Here is a 16,932-nt window from a genome sequence, read left to right as displayed (position 1 = left end):
TTAAGTTCTATTTATATCGTTAATTATAGTTTAGGTTGTGCCTTACCTTCAGTATTTTTATTGTACCCCGCACGCTTATTTCTAAAAAAGAAGCCATATGCAATAAGTAAAACCACAATTAATGCCCCAAGTAAAATCAAGGTTAAACCACTTTTTAATATGCTATCTAAGCTTATAATAGTAATACCCCAAACCCTTAAAATAATTATTCCTACAAATGCTACAACTAAAAGGGTAATTAGAATGCCAATAATCTTTTTCATATCATTTAGGTTTAACTATAACTTATCTAACCATTCTTTCTTTTTACCATCAAATTCTTCCTGCGTAATAATTCCCTCCGTAAGTAAAAGTTTGAGTTGTTGTAGCTTAGCAACAGGATCTGCATTAGAATTATTTAGCTGTGCATCTTTTTCCACATTAAATGCCTTTCCAAGTTCCATTCCAGCGCCAAACTGCAAGCCTGCACCAGCCAGGCCACCTTCATTTCTCGCGGCATCTCTAAGTGCTTTCAGCTTTTCAAGTTCTACATAAGTTAACCCGCCTTGGTCTGCCGCCATTGCATCAGCCGTTATATTTGCAATTTTGCCGATTCTTTCTTTGGTACTTTCATCAAACACAGTTCCATTCAGTTTAAAATCAGTAAGCTCAAATCCTAATTTATCAAGTTCTAAATTAAGTTGTGTTTTTAAAGTTTCTGATAAGGTAGCCAACTGCGCATCTATTTGTTGATAAGAAATACCTGCTGTTGCCAATACAGAAGCTAATGTTTGTGGGAAACGACTTTGCAATAACTGTCGAGCCTCTTGGACCGTATAAACATCTTTTGATCCAACCACCTGGGTAAAAAGGTGTAAAGCGTTACTTATTTTGAACGAAAAACTTCCATTTGCGCCAAGTTCTACCGGGAAGTGATATACTGGATCAACATATTTTATGGCTTGCGATGTGCCCCAACCCTGGTTTACATTTTCTGAAGTTCGGAAAAAGTAAATTTTAAGCTTATGCTCACTTTCAAAATTGGTCCTTAATTTTAATAGTGTAGTAATAAAAGGATGGTTATCTGTTTCCAGATTATAAATACCAGATGTTGTAATGTGATCGGTAACTGTTCCTTCGTAAATTAGAATAGCTCCTTGCCCAGGCGATACAATAAGTTTACCAGCGTTTTTTATTTCATCATTTTCTGAAGGAAATTTATAAACAAGTAATTCGGTTTGCTGATCATTCCATTCTATAACTTGTGATAATTGTCTTTTAAAATACTCTTTTAAGCCCATAATTTTTTCTTTTTAGTTAGTATTCCTGATGAAAGCAGGCAATTCGGTTTATTTTAAAATATTACCGAAATGATGAGGCTGTTTTAATCGAGAACGTTTTCCTTAGTTAATCAAATTATAAGCAAAGATTATACCTATTTTAAACTCATTAAAGAATCCACTAAGAACATTCCGATCAGCTTTTGATTTTGTGGCATAACAAAAAAGCCGAAGGATATCGGCTTTTTATGGTTTATTTCTGAGATAATTATCTTTTAGCACGCACGTACTGATTGGGCCATTCTATATCATCACCTAAGGTTTTTGCGGCATGATTTGGAAAATATGCCTCACGTAAAGATTGTCGGGCAATGAAAATCAAATCTGCTTTTCCCTGTTCCAAAATTTCTTCTGCCTGATGAGCCTCTACAATAATACCTACTGCACCTGTTAAAATTCCAATTTCATTTCTAATTTTATCGGCAAAGGGAACTTGATAATTTGGTCCTGCCGGAATAATCGCATCCGGAACATTTCCACCAGAAGAAGTATCAATAAGGTCAACGCCTCTATCCTTTAAAACCGCAGCAAGGTGCACTGAATCTTCCTCAGTCCATCCGCCCTCAGTCCAATCTGTTGCTGAAATGCGTAAAAAAAGAGGTAAATTTTCTGGCCATACAGATTGTACAGCTTCTACAACATCAATAACCAAACGAATGCGGTTTTCGAAACTCCCACCATAAACATCAGTTCGTTTATTGCTTATCGGGCTAAAAAACTCGTGTAGCAAATAACCGTGCGCAGCATGAATCTCGACAACCTTATAACCAGCATCTACTGCACGTTTAGCCGCCGCTCTAAAAGCAAAAACAATATCTTGTATCTCTTTTATGGTTAATTCATGTGGCAAAACTTGCCCTTCCTTAAATGAAACAGGAGAGGGTCCAACAGGCTGCCAGCTATTTGGCCCTTCAGCTATCTGCTCACCACCATTCCAGGGCACTTCACAGCTTGCTTTTCGGCCAGCGTGCGCCAGCTGAATGCCTGCAATTGCTCCATTTTCATGAATAAAAGAAACTATTTGCTTTAATTTTTCAACATGCTCATCTTTCCAGATGCCTAAATCGGCATAGGTAATTCTTCCATCTTCTGTAACGGCTGAAGCTTCCTGAATAATTAATGCGGCGCCGCCAACTGCGCGACTGCCCAGGTGAACCAAATGCCAGTCGTTTGCAAAACCATCAACCGACGAATACTGGCACATTGGAGAAATCACTAAGCGGTTTTTAAAAGTAACATCCTTTATTGTTAAAGGGGAAAATAATTTCGACATATAATTATGATTATCTTTTAATAAGTTTATCTATCGCATAACTATTGTGCGGCAGATATGATAATAACAAGGATAAAAAAGCTACATGAATTAACTGAGCAGGTAAGGCTTCCCAATTTTCGATCATGGTTGTGCCAAAAATAAGGGCAAGCGAAACCAAACCAGCCAAAAGTAATCCTTGACGGGTAAACAATCCAATTACGATTAGTAAACCTGAAATAAATTCCAGAATGGGCAAAGCATAACTAAAAGGAAGAACCAATACTTCGGGCAGCATAGATTTTGAAAACTGCCCAACCATCCAATGGCTAAATTCTTCAAGTTTTGGCAGCCGGACAAGTCCATGTCCAAAAAAACTAAGCCCAATGGCTAAACGACTAAGTAAGTAGCCCCATTTTTTATCCATAATTGCGCGGTTATTATACAAACATACAATCTCTGTATTAAGGATGTTTTAACGCGGCTAAGAATAACTTTTATTTTACAGAGGTGTTATAAATCAATTTCAGCATTATTTAGTTACTATTAAACTTATCTACAGCCTGAGCTTTCATAAATTCAACAGATTTACGAATGTCATCCGCTAAAATCCTATCCGCCTCGTTAAAACTAACCTGTTCTCTGTAGGCGGCCATTATTTTCTCAATGGCAGTTGATGATTTTAACGGTCGGCGTAAATCCAAAGCCTGTGCCGCAGTTAGCAACTCAATAGCTAAAATATTTTCTAAATTACGCACTACACGTAGGCATTTGGTGGCACCATTTGCACCCATACTTACATGATCTTCCTGGCCATTGCTGCTCACAATACTATCAACAGATGATGGGGTACAAAGTTGTTTATTTTCGCTAACAATAGAGGCAGCGGTATATTGCGTAATCATTAAGCCCGAATTTAGGCCGGCATCTTTAACCAGAAAGGCAGGCAGGCTCCTTTGGCCAGAAATCAGTTGAAATACCCTACGTTCGGAGATTGAACCAAGTTCTGCAAGGGCAATACAAAGAAAGTCTAAACTTAAAGCCAGGGGTTGTCCATGAAAATTCCCTGCTGAAATAATCCGGTCTTCATCCGGGAAAACATTTGGATTATCCGTAACGGAGTTAATTTCCGTTTCGAAAACCGTGGTAATGTAAGCGATACTATCTTTACTTGCGCCATGTACCTGTGGCACACAACGGAAAGAATATGGATCCTGGGTTTGCTTACCTTCCTTTTGCATGAGTTCGCTTCCCTGCAACCATTTGCTTATGTTAGCCGCCGTTTCTAGCTGCCCTTTATGCGGCCTTATTTGATGACTTAAATGATGAAAGGGATCAATTCTGCAATCAAAGGCATCAATAGAAATTGCTGCAACAGCATCAGCCCATTTACTTAAATTTTGTGTTTTTAAAAGAATATTAATGCCATAAGCACTCATAAACTGTGTACCATTTATTAGGGCTAAACCTTCTTTAGATTGAAGAGAAAGGGCCTGCCAATTTAATTTTTGGTATAATGATGCTGTTTTTATTTTATTCCCTTCATAAAAAACTTCGCCTTCTCCAATGAGTGGCAAAGCCAGGTGTGCCAGGGGTGCTAAGTCTCCTGAAGCACCCAAAGAGCCTTGTGTGTAAACCACAGGTAAGATATTCTGATTATAAAAATCAACTAATCTTTGTACCGTAGCCAATGCAACAGCAGAAAAGCCATAGCTTAACGACTGGATTTTTAAAAGCAACATTAACTTTACAATGTCTGCCGGTACTTCCTCACCGGTTCCACATGCATGTGAAAGTAAAAGATTATGCTGTAATTTAGTTAAGTTTTCTTCTTCTACTTTGATGTGCTGAAGATACCCAAAACCGGTATTTATACCATAAATTGGCCCTTTATGATGGCTTAACTTATCATCAAGGTAATTTCTGCATTTCTCAATTCGTTCAACTGCCTCTTTACTCAAGGCTATTGTTTGCGCTTCTGAAATAATTTTTGAAAGAGAATTCAGGGTTAAAAGCGATTCTCCAAGGTAAAATATAGGCATGATTTTTAATCTATTTGGTTGGTCAAAAATATAAATTAAGTCTTAAATTAGGCCGGTTCGCTTTCGTTATTACTCATAAATTATAAAAAACATGAAGAGATTTTTCATTTTACTTGTTATTTCTATCCTTTTAACTCAATATACAAGAGCACAAAAAACTGATACGCTGTCTATTACACTTGAAAATGTAAAGTATCCATATCCGGTTAAGTATTTACCTATTCATACTGAAGGGCAAGATATTAAAATGGCTTATATGGACGTTGCTCCAACCGCAGCTGCAAATGGACGTACAGTGATTTTATTTCATGGCAAAAACTTTGGTGGATATTATTGGGGAAGTGTTATTAAGGCTTTAACTTCAAATGGCTTCAGGGTAATTGCACCCGACCAGATTGGTTTTGGAAAATCGTCAAAACCTTTTATCCAGTATAGCTTTCATCAAATGGCCGCATGGAATAAAAAGTTATTAGATACTCTGGGCATTCAGAAAGCTTCAGTTTTGGGGCACAGCATGGGCGGGATGCTGGCAACTCGTTTTGCTTTAATGTATCCGGATAAAGTGGAAAAACTTTTACTCGAAAACCCAATTGGGCTGGAAGATTACAAAACTTTTGTCCCTTATGTTACCACAGAACAGCAATATCAAAATGAGCTTAAAACAACCGCCGAAAGTGTTCGTAAATATTATCAGAGTTCTTACTTTACTTTATGGAAACCAGAATATGAAAGCTTGGTTGACATAGCTGCCGGTGTTACTTTTAGTGCCGATTATCCGCGTTGGGCGAAGGTAGCTGCCTTAACTTTTACGATGATTTATGAACAACCCGTTGTTTACGAGTTTCAGAATTTAAAAGTACCAACCATTCTATTTATTGGTAAAGAAGACAAAACCATTGTGGGCAAAGGCTTATTAACGCCAGATCAGCAGGCCTTGCACGGGCAGTATAAATTTTTAGGTAAACAAACCGCCGCTAAAATTCCAGGCGCTAAAATTGTAGAGTTTGAAGCTTGCGGCCACATTCCGCATATTGAAATTCCAACAGAATTTTTAGTGGCCCTTACAGGGAGTTTATAACCTATCTTCGCTATAGAAAATATATTTTTATTGCGAAGCGCGAAGCAATTCTAACGCATTAGGATTGCTTCGTTAAGTTTAATTCAAAAAAAGCTAATTTAAAGCTTTACCAATAATTTTATTAATACCCTGAATCTCAAAATCAATATCCTGGCCCATTGTTTTAACAATACCAAACATCTCAATGCGAAGGTGGCTGTTTAAAATCATGCCGGTTTTAACGTCAAGCTGTACATCACCCGAATTCGTCCCTTTTAAATCCGTTTCCATATTGTTTCCCATGGTTTCAAAGTTTCCCTTAGAAATCAAAGTTCCTTTAACATTTAAGGTTGCTATGCCATCATTAACTTCTTTAAGTACATAAGTTGTATTGGTTTCAATAGGCATACTCATTTGCATTTTCGTATCCACCGTCCAGGTATCGCCAATTTTTACCGGTTTTTCCGGGTAAAGTTTAAAAGATGATTCCATAGTTTGCTTCATGGCTTCGGCATTAAACTGTTTACTTAAAGAAGCTTTAAGCTGTTTTAGCTGACTACTGTCCGATGTCATTTTAACAACCATTCCGTCCAGCATTTCGTTTATTCCTGTAACCGATTTAATTGCTCCGTCGGAACCGAAAACCATGTTAAAAGTTGCCCCTTTTAAGCCGGAAAAAGGATTTTGCTTGTCTTCATTACCCTGATCAGAATCCATAACCATGGTATTACCCATTGCTACAGATTTCATCGTGATGCGATTATAAATTACTTTCACATTTTTATCGCCTGCTTTACCATCCGTAATGTCAAATGTATAATCCGTACCAATATTTTGAGTCAGGTTAATTTCCTGCCCGCTCACTTTCTCTTTTATAATCTGGTCGGATGTAATGTTATAATCATACTTTTTACCCACCGGATAATTTTGTTTAATTACATACGTTTTTTGAGCAAAGCTGATGATTGAAATCAGGCAGCAGGTTAAAGTGGTGGTTAAAAATTTCATAATTTTTATTAATTATTTTATCTATAATTTATGCAGCAGGATTTTGAGCAAAAATTCGGCTCAATTGCGCATACAAATCCGGATGTTTTTCCTTTAGCAATTCTGGTTTTTCGAAAAAATATTCTGACACTACGGCAAAAAACTCCGCTTCATTTGTAATGGCGTAAGGATTAATGTCAGATTTATTATCTTCAATGCGTCCAATTTCTTCATGAATCATTTTAATCCAGGGTAAGGTATATTCATGTCCCATTAAATTTTCCGGAACGCCATCTGTAGCTCCATCCGATTTATCTAAAAGATGTACAAATTCATGGATGGCTGTATTCTCTTTTCCTGCACTTTTCGAAAAACCATGCCTTAAAGCCGATTGAGATAAAATCATTTGTCCATTCATATAACCCGTTCCAACCATCCCCATGATATTCCTGTCGCCACCGCCCTCAAACTCAAAGTCTTTGTTAAAAGTATCGGGATAAAGCAATACACTGCTTAAGTTTTTATATTGCCAGTCTTGAAAGCCAAAAATCGGGATTACAGCACTTGAGGCAATTAAAAGTTCATCCAACGTGGTCATTTCTACTCCAACGCCTTCTATTTTAACCGAACTAAAAAATTCTGCAACTTTCTGTTCAAATAATGTTTTTTTGGCTGCATCCAGTTTATGATAATAGTCTACATAATCATTTAATATTTTTTTATCTGTTTCGGTTAACGGCTCAGTTGCAGGCTTTTTCTTCCGGAGGATAAAGTATAATGTAAGGATAAATATGGGTATGAGGTATGCAAATGGTAATGAATTCATATATTTTAACTTTCTAAAATTTCAAGTTGTGTTATTACATTTTCCCTGGTAACGGGATAAGGTTTATTATTGGCTAAGGCCTGGTAAGCCGCTTCAAAAAGAGGCAGATAACTCCCTGTTTCCGAAACTATATTTTCGTTTTTCTTATTTCCTTTTTCATCAATGGTGGTTAATAAACCCGCTTTATCTTCTGCTTCTTTGCCATAAATTTCATCTGTAAGTTTTACCCCAGCCAATAATTGTTCTTCCTGTATATCGGCACGCTGCTTAATAAAACTTCCATCCACACCATGTACAACAAATGCAGCCTGGGGATTAACAACCAACATACTCGAAGTCACAAATACATGAATACTATCCGGATAGGTTAACTGAATGGTAAAATAATCATCAACCAGGGTATCCTTCCTGTTTTTGCCCAACACTTTATGATAATTTAAAGGTTGACCAAATAAACTAATGACCTGATCTAATAAGTGAGGGCCTAAATCGTACAATAAACCGCTTGCCTCACCCGGATTTTCCTTAAATGCTTTCGGACCGATTACATTTCTATACCTGTCATAACGAAAATGCACTTCGTTTAATTTACCCAACCGGCCACTGTTAATTACGTTTTTTACCGCTGTAAAATCGCTATCCCATCTACGGTTTTGATAAAACAAAATTTGCTTACCTACACCATCTGCCAATTCAAAAAGTTCTTTCGCCTGCGCACTTGTTGCGGTAAAGGGCTTTTCTACCAAAATATTTTTACCCTTTTGTAAAGCCGCCTTAGCATGTTCGTAATGTAGGTTATTTGGCGTGTTAATCACAACCAGTTCAATTTCGCCGTCATTTAACAACGCTTCAATATTGTTGTAACTAATAATACCTGGATAATCTACCTGTGCCTTTTTATGGCTTCGCTCGGTAACAGCCCTTAAATTAAACCCTGGGTGTGCATTTAAAAAAGGCGCATGAAAAACCTTTCCACTCATGCCATACGCCAGTAAACCCGCGTTAATTATTTTATTTGAATTTGTATCCATAACTAATAAATGTGATCAAAAATACAATTATGATTGAGCTTTTATGTCAAACCATAAACCTTTTACCTTAACGTCTAATCCTTTTTAACGCTATCTTTGCCACATGAAACCGTCAGAGATTAATGCAAAGTGGAAAGTTTTACAGGAAAAAATTTCAAAAGAGTTTGATTCAGATTTTCCTGACCTAAAGGTGATGTTATTCTTAATTGGCGTGCAGGAATTAGGAAAAGGGCCAAAAAAATATAGCAAACGACAAAAGGAAGAGCTCATGCACATTGCCACGTGCAGGCTATTGAGCGAAATGGATTTCTATGAACTTGAAGGGGTAGACCAGGATGGGTGGCCACACTGGAAGCTGATCAAAGCGATTCCCCCTTATACCATGCTGGAACAGGAAATGCTGATGAAATCTTTAGTGGTGAGCTATTTTGAAGATATTTATTCATAAAAAAGCCCTAATGCAAAAGCATTAGGGCTGAAGGTATGTTGATCTTCCTTAGGTAGAAGTATAGATCCTTAAATTATCCTTGTTTTTCGGCAGTTGCTTTTAATGCATCGTTTGCAACGATTACAATTTCTACACGACGATTAGCCGCACGGCCAGCATCTGTATCGTTATCTGCGATTGGCTCAGCAAAACCTTTACCAATAGTAACTAATCTTGAAGCCGGTACACCTTGAGAAACTGCATAAGCTTTAACTGCTGCTGCTCTTCTTTCTGATAAACCCATATTATAGGTTTCAGTTCCTTTATTATCTGTGTGACCAATAATTTTAATATCAGTATCAGGATATTGGTTTAACGAAGCGGCCAAACTTTGAACATTTGTTTTAGCTGCATCTTTTAACGCTGTTTTATCAAAATCGAATAAAATACCGCTATCAAATTTAACAATGATACCTTCTCCTTCACGAATTACCTCTGCATTAGGGATTGCTTTTTGAATCTCAGCAGCCTGTCTATCCATTCTGCGACCGATAAAAGCACCAGCTGTACCACCAATAGCACCACCAATTAACGCGCCTACGGCTGTGTTACCAGCTTTTTTACCAATTAAGGCACCAAGCACACCACCAGCAGCTGCACCTATACCAGCTCCTTTTTGTGTTTTGGTTAAACTATCGCAACTTTGAAACGCCATTGCACCTATTGCTAATCCTATACTTAGTGTCGCTATTCTTACTTTTGAAATACTCATAATGCTGTAGATTTATAATTCTATTCCATCGCTTATTCAAACACGGTGCCAAAAATAATTATTGAACCTATTTATTGGCTTTAAAGGAAAAAATAACCTCATAAAAACCGAAAAAAGGCATGTGCAGTAGTGCATGCCTTTTTTACATGTATCATTCTTAGTACAATTTTATGCAGAGAAATAACTTTCTAATGCTTTTAGTGTATGCTCATCGGTTTTAAAATCTTGAATAACCTGTCCTTTTTCTACCAGAATAATCCGGTTACAGACATCGGTAACATGATTTAAATCATGACTCGAAATAAAAGTGGTCATATTACCTGTATGTTCTTTTAATAATTTCTTTAAACGGATTTGGGTGGTTGGATCTAAGTTGGCAAATGGTTCATCCAGGATTAATATTTCTGGATTTTGCATTAAGGCTGCAGCAATACCTACTTTATTTTGGTTGCCTTTACTAAAATCACGAATGTATTTCCCGCTATTCATAATTTCTCCGTTGAAGAACTCTGTATATCGCGTCAGGTAATCACTAACATCTGCCACACTTAAATTATGTAAGCTACCAATAAAGGTAAAATATTCTTCAGGTGTAAGGTAGTCGATTAAAAAGCCTTCATCCAGAAACGATGCGGTATAGTTTTTCCATTCATCGCCCTGCATTACATTTTGTCCTTTGGATAAAACCTCACCTTGTGAAGGACGGATTAAATCAAGCAGCATGCGAAAAAAAGTGGTTTTACCTGCTCCGTTATTCCCAACTAAACCAACTGTTTCTCCAGCTGCAATTTGTAGATCTTGTATGTTTACGACGGTTTTATCGCCATAAACTTTCTGTAAATTTTTTACTTCTAAAATCATAATATTATTCTCTAAAGCCTTCGGCTATTTTATATCTTTTTAACTCAAATTGTTTTGTGATGTAATTTACCCAGAAACCACGCATTAAAAGCATGGCTAAACCAAAAACAGAGACGGCAATTAATCCCCAGTATGGTTTATTCAACATTCCAAACGGCACATAAATTAAAATAGGCGTAAGGGCATAAGGAAACATTAAAAGCCATTGTGTAGCGCCTGTTCCCTGATAATTAAAGCTTGCAGCTTTTTTAATATCAAGCCTTTTATAATTTAATGTGGCTAAATAAAGCACGACTACAGTTCCAAAACCTATATTATATAAGTAAGCAGCTACATGCAGCAGCAACAGCTTTGGGCTTAAAAAGCCATAAAAACTGGCCAGTAAGGTTATAAAGGTGCAAGAAATGGTAAAAAGAAGGAATTTAGCTTTTATAAAATCCTTAAAGTTTATTTTGCTGCTCAACAACCCATCGAAGTGGGCACTTTGCCAGGCAAACATAAATTGCCCGTAAATAATAACGGAAATACCTGTCATAAAAATTGCTCCAAACATCATCTGCCCAAAAGCATCGGCATTTATGGCTTTCTCTTTATAAAAAATAAACCCGTAAAAAAGGAAGAAGAAACCTAAAATAACAGCCGAACGGGGCCGCTTGTGGCGAAGAATCAATTTTAATTCAAGGGCGGCCAGCTCGCCCACTTTTCCAAATCGATTTAAAAAAGCATAGTCAGTACTTACCTTTTTTTCCTGTTTACCGCTTAATTCTTCGACATAAAGATTACGGCGTAAAAAGCCAGAATTAAAAGTAAATATCCCAAAGGCTATTATTGTAAAACCAAATCCCAGATAAGGGTGGGTAGCTATGATTCTGAAAACATAGTCAGACCCCTTCATAATAGAAATAACTTTATAATATTCAAGTGCAGCACAAGTGGCAATAATGGCCAAACCAATAAACGTATACATTACATTGGTAATCGATTTTCTTTTAATATACAACACCAGGTAGTTATTAAAAACCATGATGGAAAATATAGAAATGATATACATTAATGTTGTAAACGCGCCGTATGCAGGTGCAATTTTAATAAAGCAAAAAGGCAGGAAAATAAAAAATGGCCAAAGGTTAAATGCTGAAAACAACGCTTTAACATTTAAAAATTTAATGATTTTACTTTTGCCAATTTTGAGGTGCAGGTAGGGAATTATACTTAAAGTTGGCAATTCCTGCAGTTGCAAACGCATAACAAAATCCAATGCAAAATAAAAAAGGATAATTCCATTAAAACTGGTTATAACATCCTGATTGGGAAATATTTTTGGAAGCAGGGGCGCCATTCCAAAGCCAACGCCAACCGCGATGGTGAGGAAATACAGCATAAAAAAGCCCAAAAAAATCTGGCCGGCTATACTGCCCCCTCTACCTTTGGAGCGCCAGAATGATTTCCATTGATGATCTAAAAAAGTACTGAGCATAATTGTTATTTGGTTTATAAAGTTGGCATTAAAAAACAATAATTTAATACCTGGTTGATTAGTATAGGCAAAGGGCAATATGTTACATCAATTGGGAAAAAAAATATTTCAACCTGAACCTAATAGTTATACTTGTTTTTCCAGTTTTGTTTTAACTTTTCGCGCAGTTTTTCTTCTGCTGCATTTTTACCCGGATCATATAGTTTTGTTCCGCTTAATTCGTCAGGGAAATATTCTTGCGGAGAAAAATTACCTTCGTAACCATGTGCATACTGGTAATCTTTTCCATAACCAATATTTTTCATCAGTTTGGTTGGCGCATTGCGAATGTGTAAGGGCACTGGTAAATTTCCGGTTTGTTTTACCAGGGCTTGAGCCTTATTAATGGCTTCGTATGAGGCGTTACTTTTTGCCGAACTGGCTAAGTAAGTTACACATTGCGATAAAATAATTCGTGCTTCCGGGTAACCAATTACATTAACGGCAGTAAAACAGTTATTGGCCAGTAACAAGGCATTTGGATTGGCATTCCCAATATCTTCTGATGACAAAATCAATAACCTGCGGGCAATAAATAAGGGATCTTCACCACCTTCAATCATCCGGGCCAGCCAATACACCGCCGCATTTGGATCGCTTCCGCGAATGGATTTTATAAAAGCCGAAATAATATCGTAATGTTGCTCACCCGCTTTATCATACAAGGCTAAGTTTTGCTGTGCATGGGCTAACACATTCTCATTGGTAAGCGTAATTTTATTTCCTCCGATACCGTTAATTGCAATTTCTAAAACGTTCAGCAATTTTCTTGCATCGCCACCAGAAAGACGGATTAATGCTTCATGTTCTTTTATGGTAATTTTCTTTTCAGAAAGGATTTGGTCTTTCTTTATTGCAGTTTGCAACAAACCGGCTAACTCTTCTTCGGTAAGCGATTTTAAAATATATACCTGACACCTGGACAATAAAGCGGAGATTACTTCGAAAGAAGGATTTTCGGTAGTTGCTCCAATTAGTGTTACCAATCCTCGCTCTACCGCTCCAAGCAAGCTATCTTGTTGCGATTTACTGAAACGGTGAATCTCATCGATAAACAAAATTGGCAAACCTAAAAAGCTGTCTTTCAATTGTGCAGCCCTGTCAATAACCTCACGAATATCTTTCACGCCACTGTTAATGGCACTCAAATTAAAGAAAGGCCGATCTAATGCCTGAGAAATAATATAAGCCAAAGTTGTTTTCCCTACACCGGGCGGCCCCCAAAAAATCATGGAGGGTAACTGACTACTTTCAATCGCTTTACGCAAAACAGCCCCGGCTCCAACCAAATGTTGCTGACCAACGTATTCATCGAGATTTTGAGGACGCATTCTTTCTGCTAATGGCGGCAAATTTTGCATATGGTAAAGATATAAAATTCGGTTAATTTTGTTTAAACGATTAAGGCTTTGCGACAATACATTTACGTTAATTAAGCCTGCTAATTAAAACAAAGTTTACACACCATTGGTTCTTATTATTTTATGGCATGGAAATTAAAAATATAGACCACCTTGTACTTACAGTTGCGAACATAGATAGTACCTGTAAATTCTACAATAATGCTTTGGGCATGGAAATTATCGAATTTGGCGATGCCCGAAAGGCATTAAAATTTGGAAATCAGAAAATTAACCTCCACCAGTACGGAAACGAATTTGAACCCAAGGCCTTTAAGCCAATGCCCGGAAGCGCCGATTTATGTTTTATAACCGATTTACCCATTAAAGCCGTAATGGAAGAATTGAAAACCAAATGCGTGGAAATAGAAGAGGGGCCGATGGAAAGAACGGGTGCAAACGGGAAAATAATTTCGGTTTACCTGCGCGATCCTGATCTAAATTTGATTGAAATCAGTAATTATTTATAACCTGATTCAAAAAAAATGTGCTTACCTTAAGTTGATAAGCACATTATAATTTTGTAAAGCTGAAAAAGCTATTTCTTTTCCTCTATTTTAGGATCGTTTAATTCTACAACTCGACCTTTCTGCTGACGTTTTCTAAAGACCATATTTAATACTTCTACACCAACTGAGAATGCCATACCGAAATAAATATAGTTTTTAAGGTGCATTTCATGGGCTGCTTTGGCATCCCAGCCTTCAATAACCAAACTTAAACCAATCATCACTAAAAACGAAAGGGCTAACATTTTTAATGTTGGGTGTTTATGGATAAAACCGGCAATTTTTGGACTGAATGTAAACATAATAATCATGGCAATAACAACTGCTATAATCATTACTTCGACATGTTTGGCAGTACCGCCTGCTGTAATAATGCTATCGAAAGAAAAAACAGCATCTATCAGCATGATCTGAAAAATGGCTTGTCCAAAACCCAGTGGTTTTTTATTTTCTGCATTTAGGGCCGGATCTTCGCCTTCTAATTTATGGTGAATTTCCATTACCGATTTGTAAATCAGAAACAAACCGCCCAATAACATTACGATGCTGGCTAAATCAAAGCCTTTGCCAAACCACGATTCGGGGATAATATATTTTCCCTTTTGAGAAAGCAACCAGCTTAATCCAAAAAGCATTAAGCAGCGTGAAATAATACCAGTAACCATCCAAACGATGCGGGCCGTTTTCTGAGACTTTTCCTGAACACGGTTTAAAATAATGCTTACAAAAATCACATTATCGATTCCAAGTACAATTTCTAAAAGTGTTAGCGTAAACAGCGATATCCAGGCCTCCGGGCTTGTTAATAGTTCCATAAATTTGTTTTATCTGATAAAGCGAAGATATAAAAAAGCAGGTTGATTTATGAACAGATTTTCAAGGATTTGGTTTGGTTCTTTCTAAGAATTATTTGTGTTGCCAACCTCCCCGATTTGACCGTTATTTTGTGGCCTTGGCGATTTCTGTTTTAAGCTTTTCTTCCAGCACTAAAGATTTGGCTTTAAACTCAGGCATTTTATCTGAGAAGGATACATTTGCCATTGCATAGTGTATTTTCCCATCCTTGCCAATTAAAATATTAGAAGGGAAGCCATGGTTAATATTCAATTTTCTTATTTCATCCATACTTAAGGAAACAATTTCATACTTGTAACCATTTCGTTTTTGGAATTTTTTAGCAGCATGAGGTAAATCATATGTGATGGCAATAAACCGAACGCCTTTAGCCGCATATTGATCTACTAACTTATTCAGTTCGGGCATTTCTGCAATGCAGGGCGGGCATTTCTCAAACCAGAAATTAATCAGCACCACTTGATTTTCAAGTTCTGACCTAAAAAAAGGGACTTTATTTACCGTTAAGCCTCTAAAATCGGGTAAACTTTTCTCTTCCAGCTCTTCAAAAAATGTTTCCTGAGTAGCCCATTTTACGGGTGTACTTTGAGCACGTCCAAATAAAAATGCACCTGTAAAGAGAAAAAAGAATAAATAAGTTTTCATAATGAGCCTAAATATAAAAAAAGCCTCGTCAATGACGAAGCTTCATATTGGTCTGGTTTATTTGGTTGTATTTATTTAGTCTTAAAGTTAACAGGAAATTCAACAAGGGGATAGCCATCTTCTGATTGAAAACTCCGGTCCGTAATTAAAAAATCATAAGACTTACCAGGTTTTAGTTCCATTTTGATTGTAAGTATTTTCTTGTCTTCAGAAAAGCCTACAATTTTGCTCAGGGGAAAGCTTTCTTTCCCTCCTTTTCCATAACTTATAGAATACCTGTTTTTCATGGGTTTTGAAAAATGAAATTGCATTTCTTTCAGTTCAGGGTTAACTGCTGTGTCTTCGTTGGCAAACGGATCAAGCTTGGTAATAACCGGCCTCTTACTTTCATAAGCTTGTATTATTTCTTCCTTATTAAATCCCCCTTCAAAGTAATTGGTCTTTCTTAGAAAATTTTCTACAATCTCATCATCGCCGTAATCCAGCTCAATTAATTCTTTGATAGCTGTTTTTTTATTTTTAGCCTGATTATAATAGTTTTTACATATAGAATAGCCCATGTAATAACCTAAGTCACCAACTCCAAAAGTATTCGAGGCTCCATTGTAAAGCCAATCGCCATAATTAGTCAAAAACATTTGGGCTTTAAATTTTTGTTTCAGTTCAACTTCGTGCGCTTTGCCATAAGTCATGTACGGCATACCAGGAACTTTACCCGTAATTAATTCAGCTACAAAATCGGCAGTACCCTCGAAAAGACTTTGCGCCAACAAGGTATTTCCAGATCTCTTTTCTTGTGTATGCACATATTCATGCATGTTTAACAATACAATATCTTTAAAAGGATTGGTTCCAAAATAGGTACTAAGCCAGGTCTGAATATTTTTTGGCAGTTCAGAAAGATCTACCTCCGGATTACCTGTTGCCAATTCGGCTCCAATTAATACCTTATCGCCCTGGGTTGTTCCTCCAGAACGCATAGCACCAATGCAAAAATAGATATGTGCAGGCTTTAATTCTGGATAAAGCTGTTTAAACTTCTTCAGGTAAGGATCAAATTGTTTACTCAGGTTTTTAACTTGATACGTTTTCGGCCGGATTGAAGCCCAGTATTTAGGATAATCACGAATACATTTTAACCATAAGGCGGTGGTATAACCTTTAGCTTCCATAAAAGCTTTTAAGCCAGGCGTTCCTTTATCTACATACCATTGCTGCAGAATATCCAATTGTTTTAAACTGTCGGTAGTTGTTTTAAGCTGATCAAAAGCGGTCCAAAAATTATCAATATCGGTTGTAATGATACTTTGTTTAGGTTGTTGCGCATAAATAACCGATACAAATGCCAGGTTAAAAAACAATACTTTGAAGAGCTGCTGCATATAAATGATCTTTTAGTTCTTTTATTTTTTTTTGATTTTAATGTGTTACAT

Annotated in this window: 18 protein-coding genes; 3 read left to right on the top strand and 15 right to left on the bottom strand. The window is 36.8% G+C overall.

Going from position 1 to position 16,932, the window contains the following annotated elements:
- Window positions 1-23 precede the first annotated feature (23 nt).
- From R2Q77_RS05195 to hutH, 5 genes are all read right to left on the bottom strand, one after another.
- Entirely contained in the window at window positions 24-263 is a 240-nt protein-coding gene (locus R2Q77_RS05195; protein WP_316802647.1) for a hypothetical protein, read from the bottom strand.
- A 15-nt stretch (window positions 264-278) separates the two neighbouring features.
- On the bottom strand, window positions 279-1,280 hold the full coding sequence (locus tag R2Q77_RS05190; RefSeq protein ID WP_316802646.1) for an SPFH domain-containing protein: 1,002 nt from the start codon (window positions 1,278-1,280) through the stop codon (window positions 279-281).
- A 247-nt stretch (window positions 1,281-1,527) separates the two neighbouring features.
- The gene (locus R2Q77_RS05185; RefSeq protein WP_316802645.1) at window positions 1,528-2,592 is read right to left on the bottom strand and encodes an NADH:flavin oxidoreductase/NADH oxidase; all 1,065 of its coding nucleotides are present in this window, start codon (window positions 2,590-2,592) and stop codon (window positions 1,528-1,530) included.
- 10 nt (window positions 2,593-2,602) lie between these two features.
- Entirely contained in the window at window positions 2,603-2,998 is a 396-nt protein-coding gene (locus tag R2Q77_RS05180; RefSeq protein ID WP_316802644.1) for a DoxX family protein, read from the bottom strand.
- Between the two features lie 109 nt (window positions 2,999-3,107).
- Window positions 3,108-4,613, bottom strand: coding sequence for a histidine ammonia-lyase (gene hutH / locus R2Q77_RS05175; protein WP_316802643.1), 1,506 nt, complete (start codon window positions 4,611-4,613; stop codon window positions 3,108-3,110).
- A 91-nt stretch (window positions 4,614-4,704) separates the two neighbouring features.
- On the opposite strand from hutH, the gene R2Q77_RS05170 reads away from it, so the two are divergent.
- On the top strand, window positions 4,705-5,691 hold the full coding sequence (locus R2Q77_RS05170; RefSeq protein WP_316802642.1) for an alpha/beta hydrolase: 987 nt from the start codon (window positions 4,705-4,707) through the stop codon (window positions 5,689-5,691).
- Between the two features lie 93 nt (window positions 5,692-5,784).
- On the opposite strand, the gene R2Q77_RS05165 is transcribed toward R2Q77_RS05170, so the two are convergent.
- From R2Q77_RS05165 to R2Q77_RS05155, 3 genes are read right to left on the bottom strand one after another with little or no spacing between them, the layout of a single operon-like run.
- Window positions 5,785-6,678: a DUF6263 family protein gene (locus tag R2Q77_RS05165; RefSeq protein WP_316802641.1), complete on the bottom strand. Its 894-nt coding sequence runs from the start codon at window positions 6,676-6,678 to the stop codon at window positions 5,785-5,787.
- A gap of 28 nt (window positions 6,679-6,706) precedes the next feature.
- Window positions 6,707-7,483, bottom strand: coding sequence for a zinc-dependent peptidase (locus R2Q77_RS05160; protein WP_316802640.1), 777 nt, complete (start codon window positions 7,481-7,483; stop codon window positions 6,707-6,709).
- Between the two features lie 5 nt (window positions 7,484-7,488).
- Window positions 7,489-8,514 carry a Gfo/Idh/MocA family oxidoreductase gene (locus tag R2Q77_RS05155; protein ID WP_316802639.1) on the bottom strand — a complete coding sequence of 342 codons (1,026 nt, stop codon included), beginning with the start codon at window positions 8,512-8,514 and terminating at the stop codon, window positions 7,489-7,491.
- 103 nt (window positions 8,515-8,617) lie between these two features.
- Here R2Q77_RS05155 and R2Q77_RS05150 point away from each other — a divergent pair, with 103 nt between their 5' ends.
- Window positions 8,618-8,962, top strand: coding sequence for a hypothetical protein (locus R2Q77_RS05150; RefSeq protein ID WP_316802638.1), 345 nt, complete (start codon window positions 8,618-8,620; stop codon window positions 8,960-8,962).
- Window positions 8,963-9,035: 73 nt separating this feature from the next.
- Here the strand turns inward: R2Q77_RS05150 and R2Q77_RS05145 are convergent, their stop codons facing one another.
- From R2Q77_RS05145 to R2Q77_RS05130, 4 genes are all read right to left on the bottom strand, one after another.
- Window positions 9,036-9,713 carry an OmpA family protein gene (locus R2Q77_RS05145; protein ID WP_316802637.1) on the bottom strand — a complete coding sequence of 226 codons (678 nt, stop codon included), beginning with the start codon at window positions 9,711-9,713 and terminating at the stop codon, window positions 9,036-9,038.
- 168 nt (window positions 9,714-9,881) lie between these two features.
- On the bottom strand, window positions 9,882-10,574 hold the full coding sequence (locus R2Q77_RS05140) for an ABC transporter ATP-binding protein (protein ID WP_316802636.1): 693 nt from the start codon (window positions 10,572-10,574) through the stop codon (window positions 9,882-9,884).
- A 4-nt stretch (window positions 10,575-10,578) separates the two neighbouring features.
- Window positions 10,579-12,051 (bottom strand): DUF5687 family protein, encoded by a 1,473-nt coding sequence (locus tag R2Q77_RS05135; protein ID WP_316802635.1) that lies wholly within the window; start codon window positions 12,049-12,051, stop codon window positions 10,579-10,581.
- Window positions 12,052-12,170: 119 nt separating this feature from the next.
- Window positions 12,171-13,451, bottom strand: a complete 1,281-nt coding sequence (locus R2Q77_RS05130) for a replication-associated recombination protein A (protein ID WP_316802634.1) — start codon at window positions 13,449-13,451, stop codon at window positions 12,171-12,173.
- A 128-nt stretch (window positions 13,452-13,579) separates the two neighbouring features.
- Between R2Q77_RS05130 and R2Q77_RS05125 the strand changes: the two genes are divergently transcribed.
- Window positions 13,580-13,960 (top strand): VOC family protein, encoded by a 381-nt coding sequence (locus R2Q77_RS05125; RefSeq protein WP_316802633.1) that lies wholly within the window; start codon window positions 13,580-13,582, stop codon window positions 13,958-13,960.
- Window positions 13,961-14,028: 68 nt separating this feature from the next.
- Here R2Q77_RS05125 and R2Q77_RS05120 read toward each other — a convergent pair whose 3' ends face one another.
- The 3 genes from R2Q77_RS05120 to R2Q77_RS05110 form a co-directional block, all read right to left on the bottom strand.
- A complete protein-coding gene (locus tag R2Q77_RS05120) occupies window positions 14,029-14,814 on the bottom strand; it encodes a TerC family protein (RefSeq protein WP_316802632.1) in 786 nt (261 codons plus the stop codon).
- A gap of 124 nt (window positions 14,815-14,938) precedes the next feature.
- The gene (locus tag R2Q77_RS05115) at window positions 14,939-15,499 is read right to left on the bottom strand and encodes a TlpA disulfide reductase family protein (RefSeq protein WP_316802631.1); all 561 of its coding nucleotides are present in this window, start codon (window positions 15,497-15,499) and stop codon (window positions 14,939-14,941) included.
- Window positions 15,500-15,570: 71 nt separating this feature from the next.
- A complete protein-coding gene (locus tag R2Q77_RS05110; protein WP_316802630.1) occupies window positions 15,571-16,881 on the bottom strand; it encodes a DUF2268 domain-containing putative Zn-dependent protease in 1,311 nt (436 codons plus the stop codon).
- Window positions 16,882-16,932: the final 51 nt, after the last annotated feature.

The organism is Pedobacter nototheniae, assembly GCF_032678625.1.
Taxonomy (GTDB): Bacteria; Bacteroidota; Bacteroidia; order Sphingobacteriales; family Sphingobacteriaceae; genus Pedobacter; species Pedobacter nototheniae_A.
Note: the sequence above shows the minus strand (reverse complement) of the source record. Positions and strands in the feature narration are given on the sequence as shown.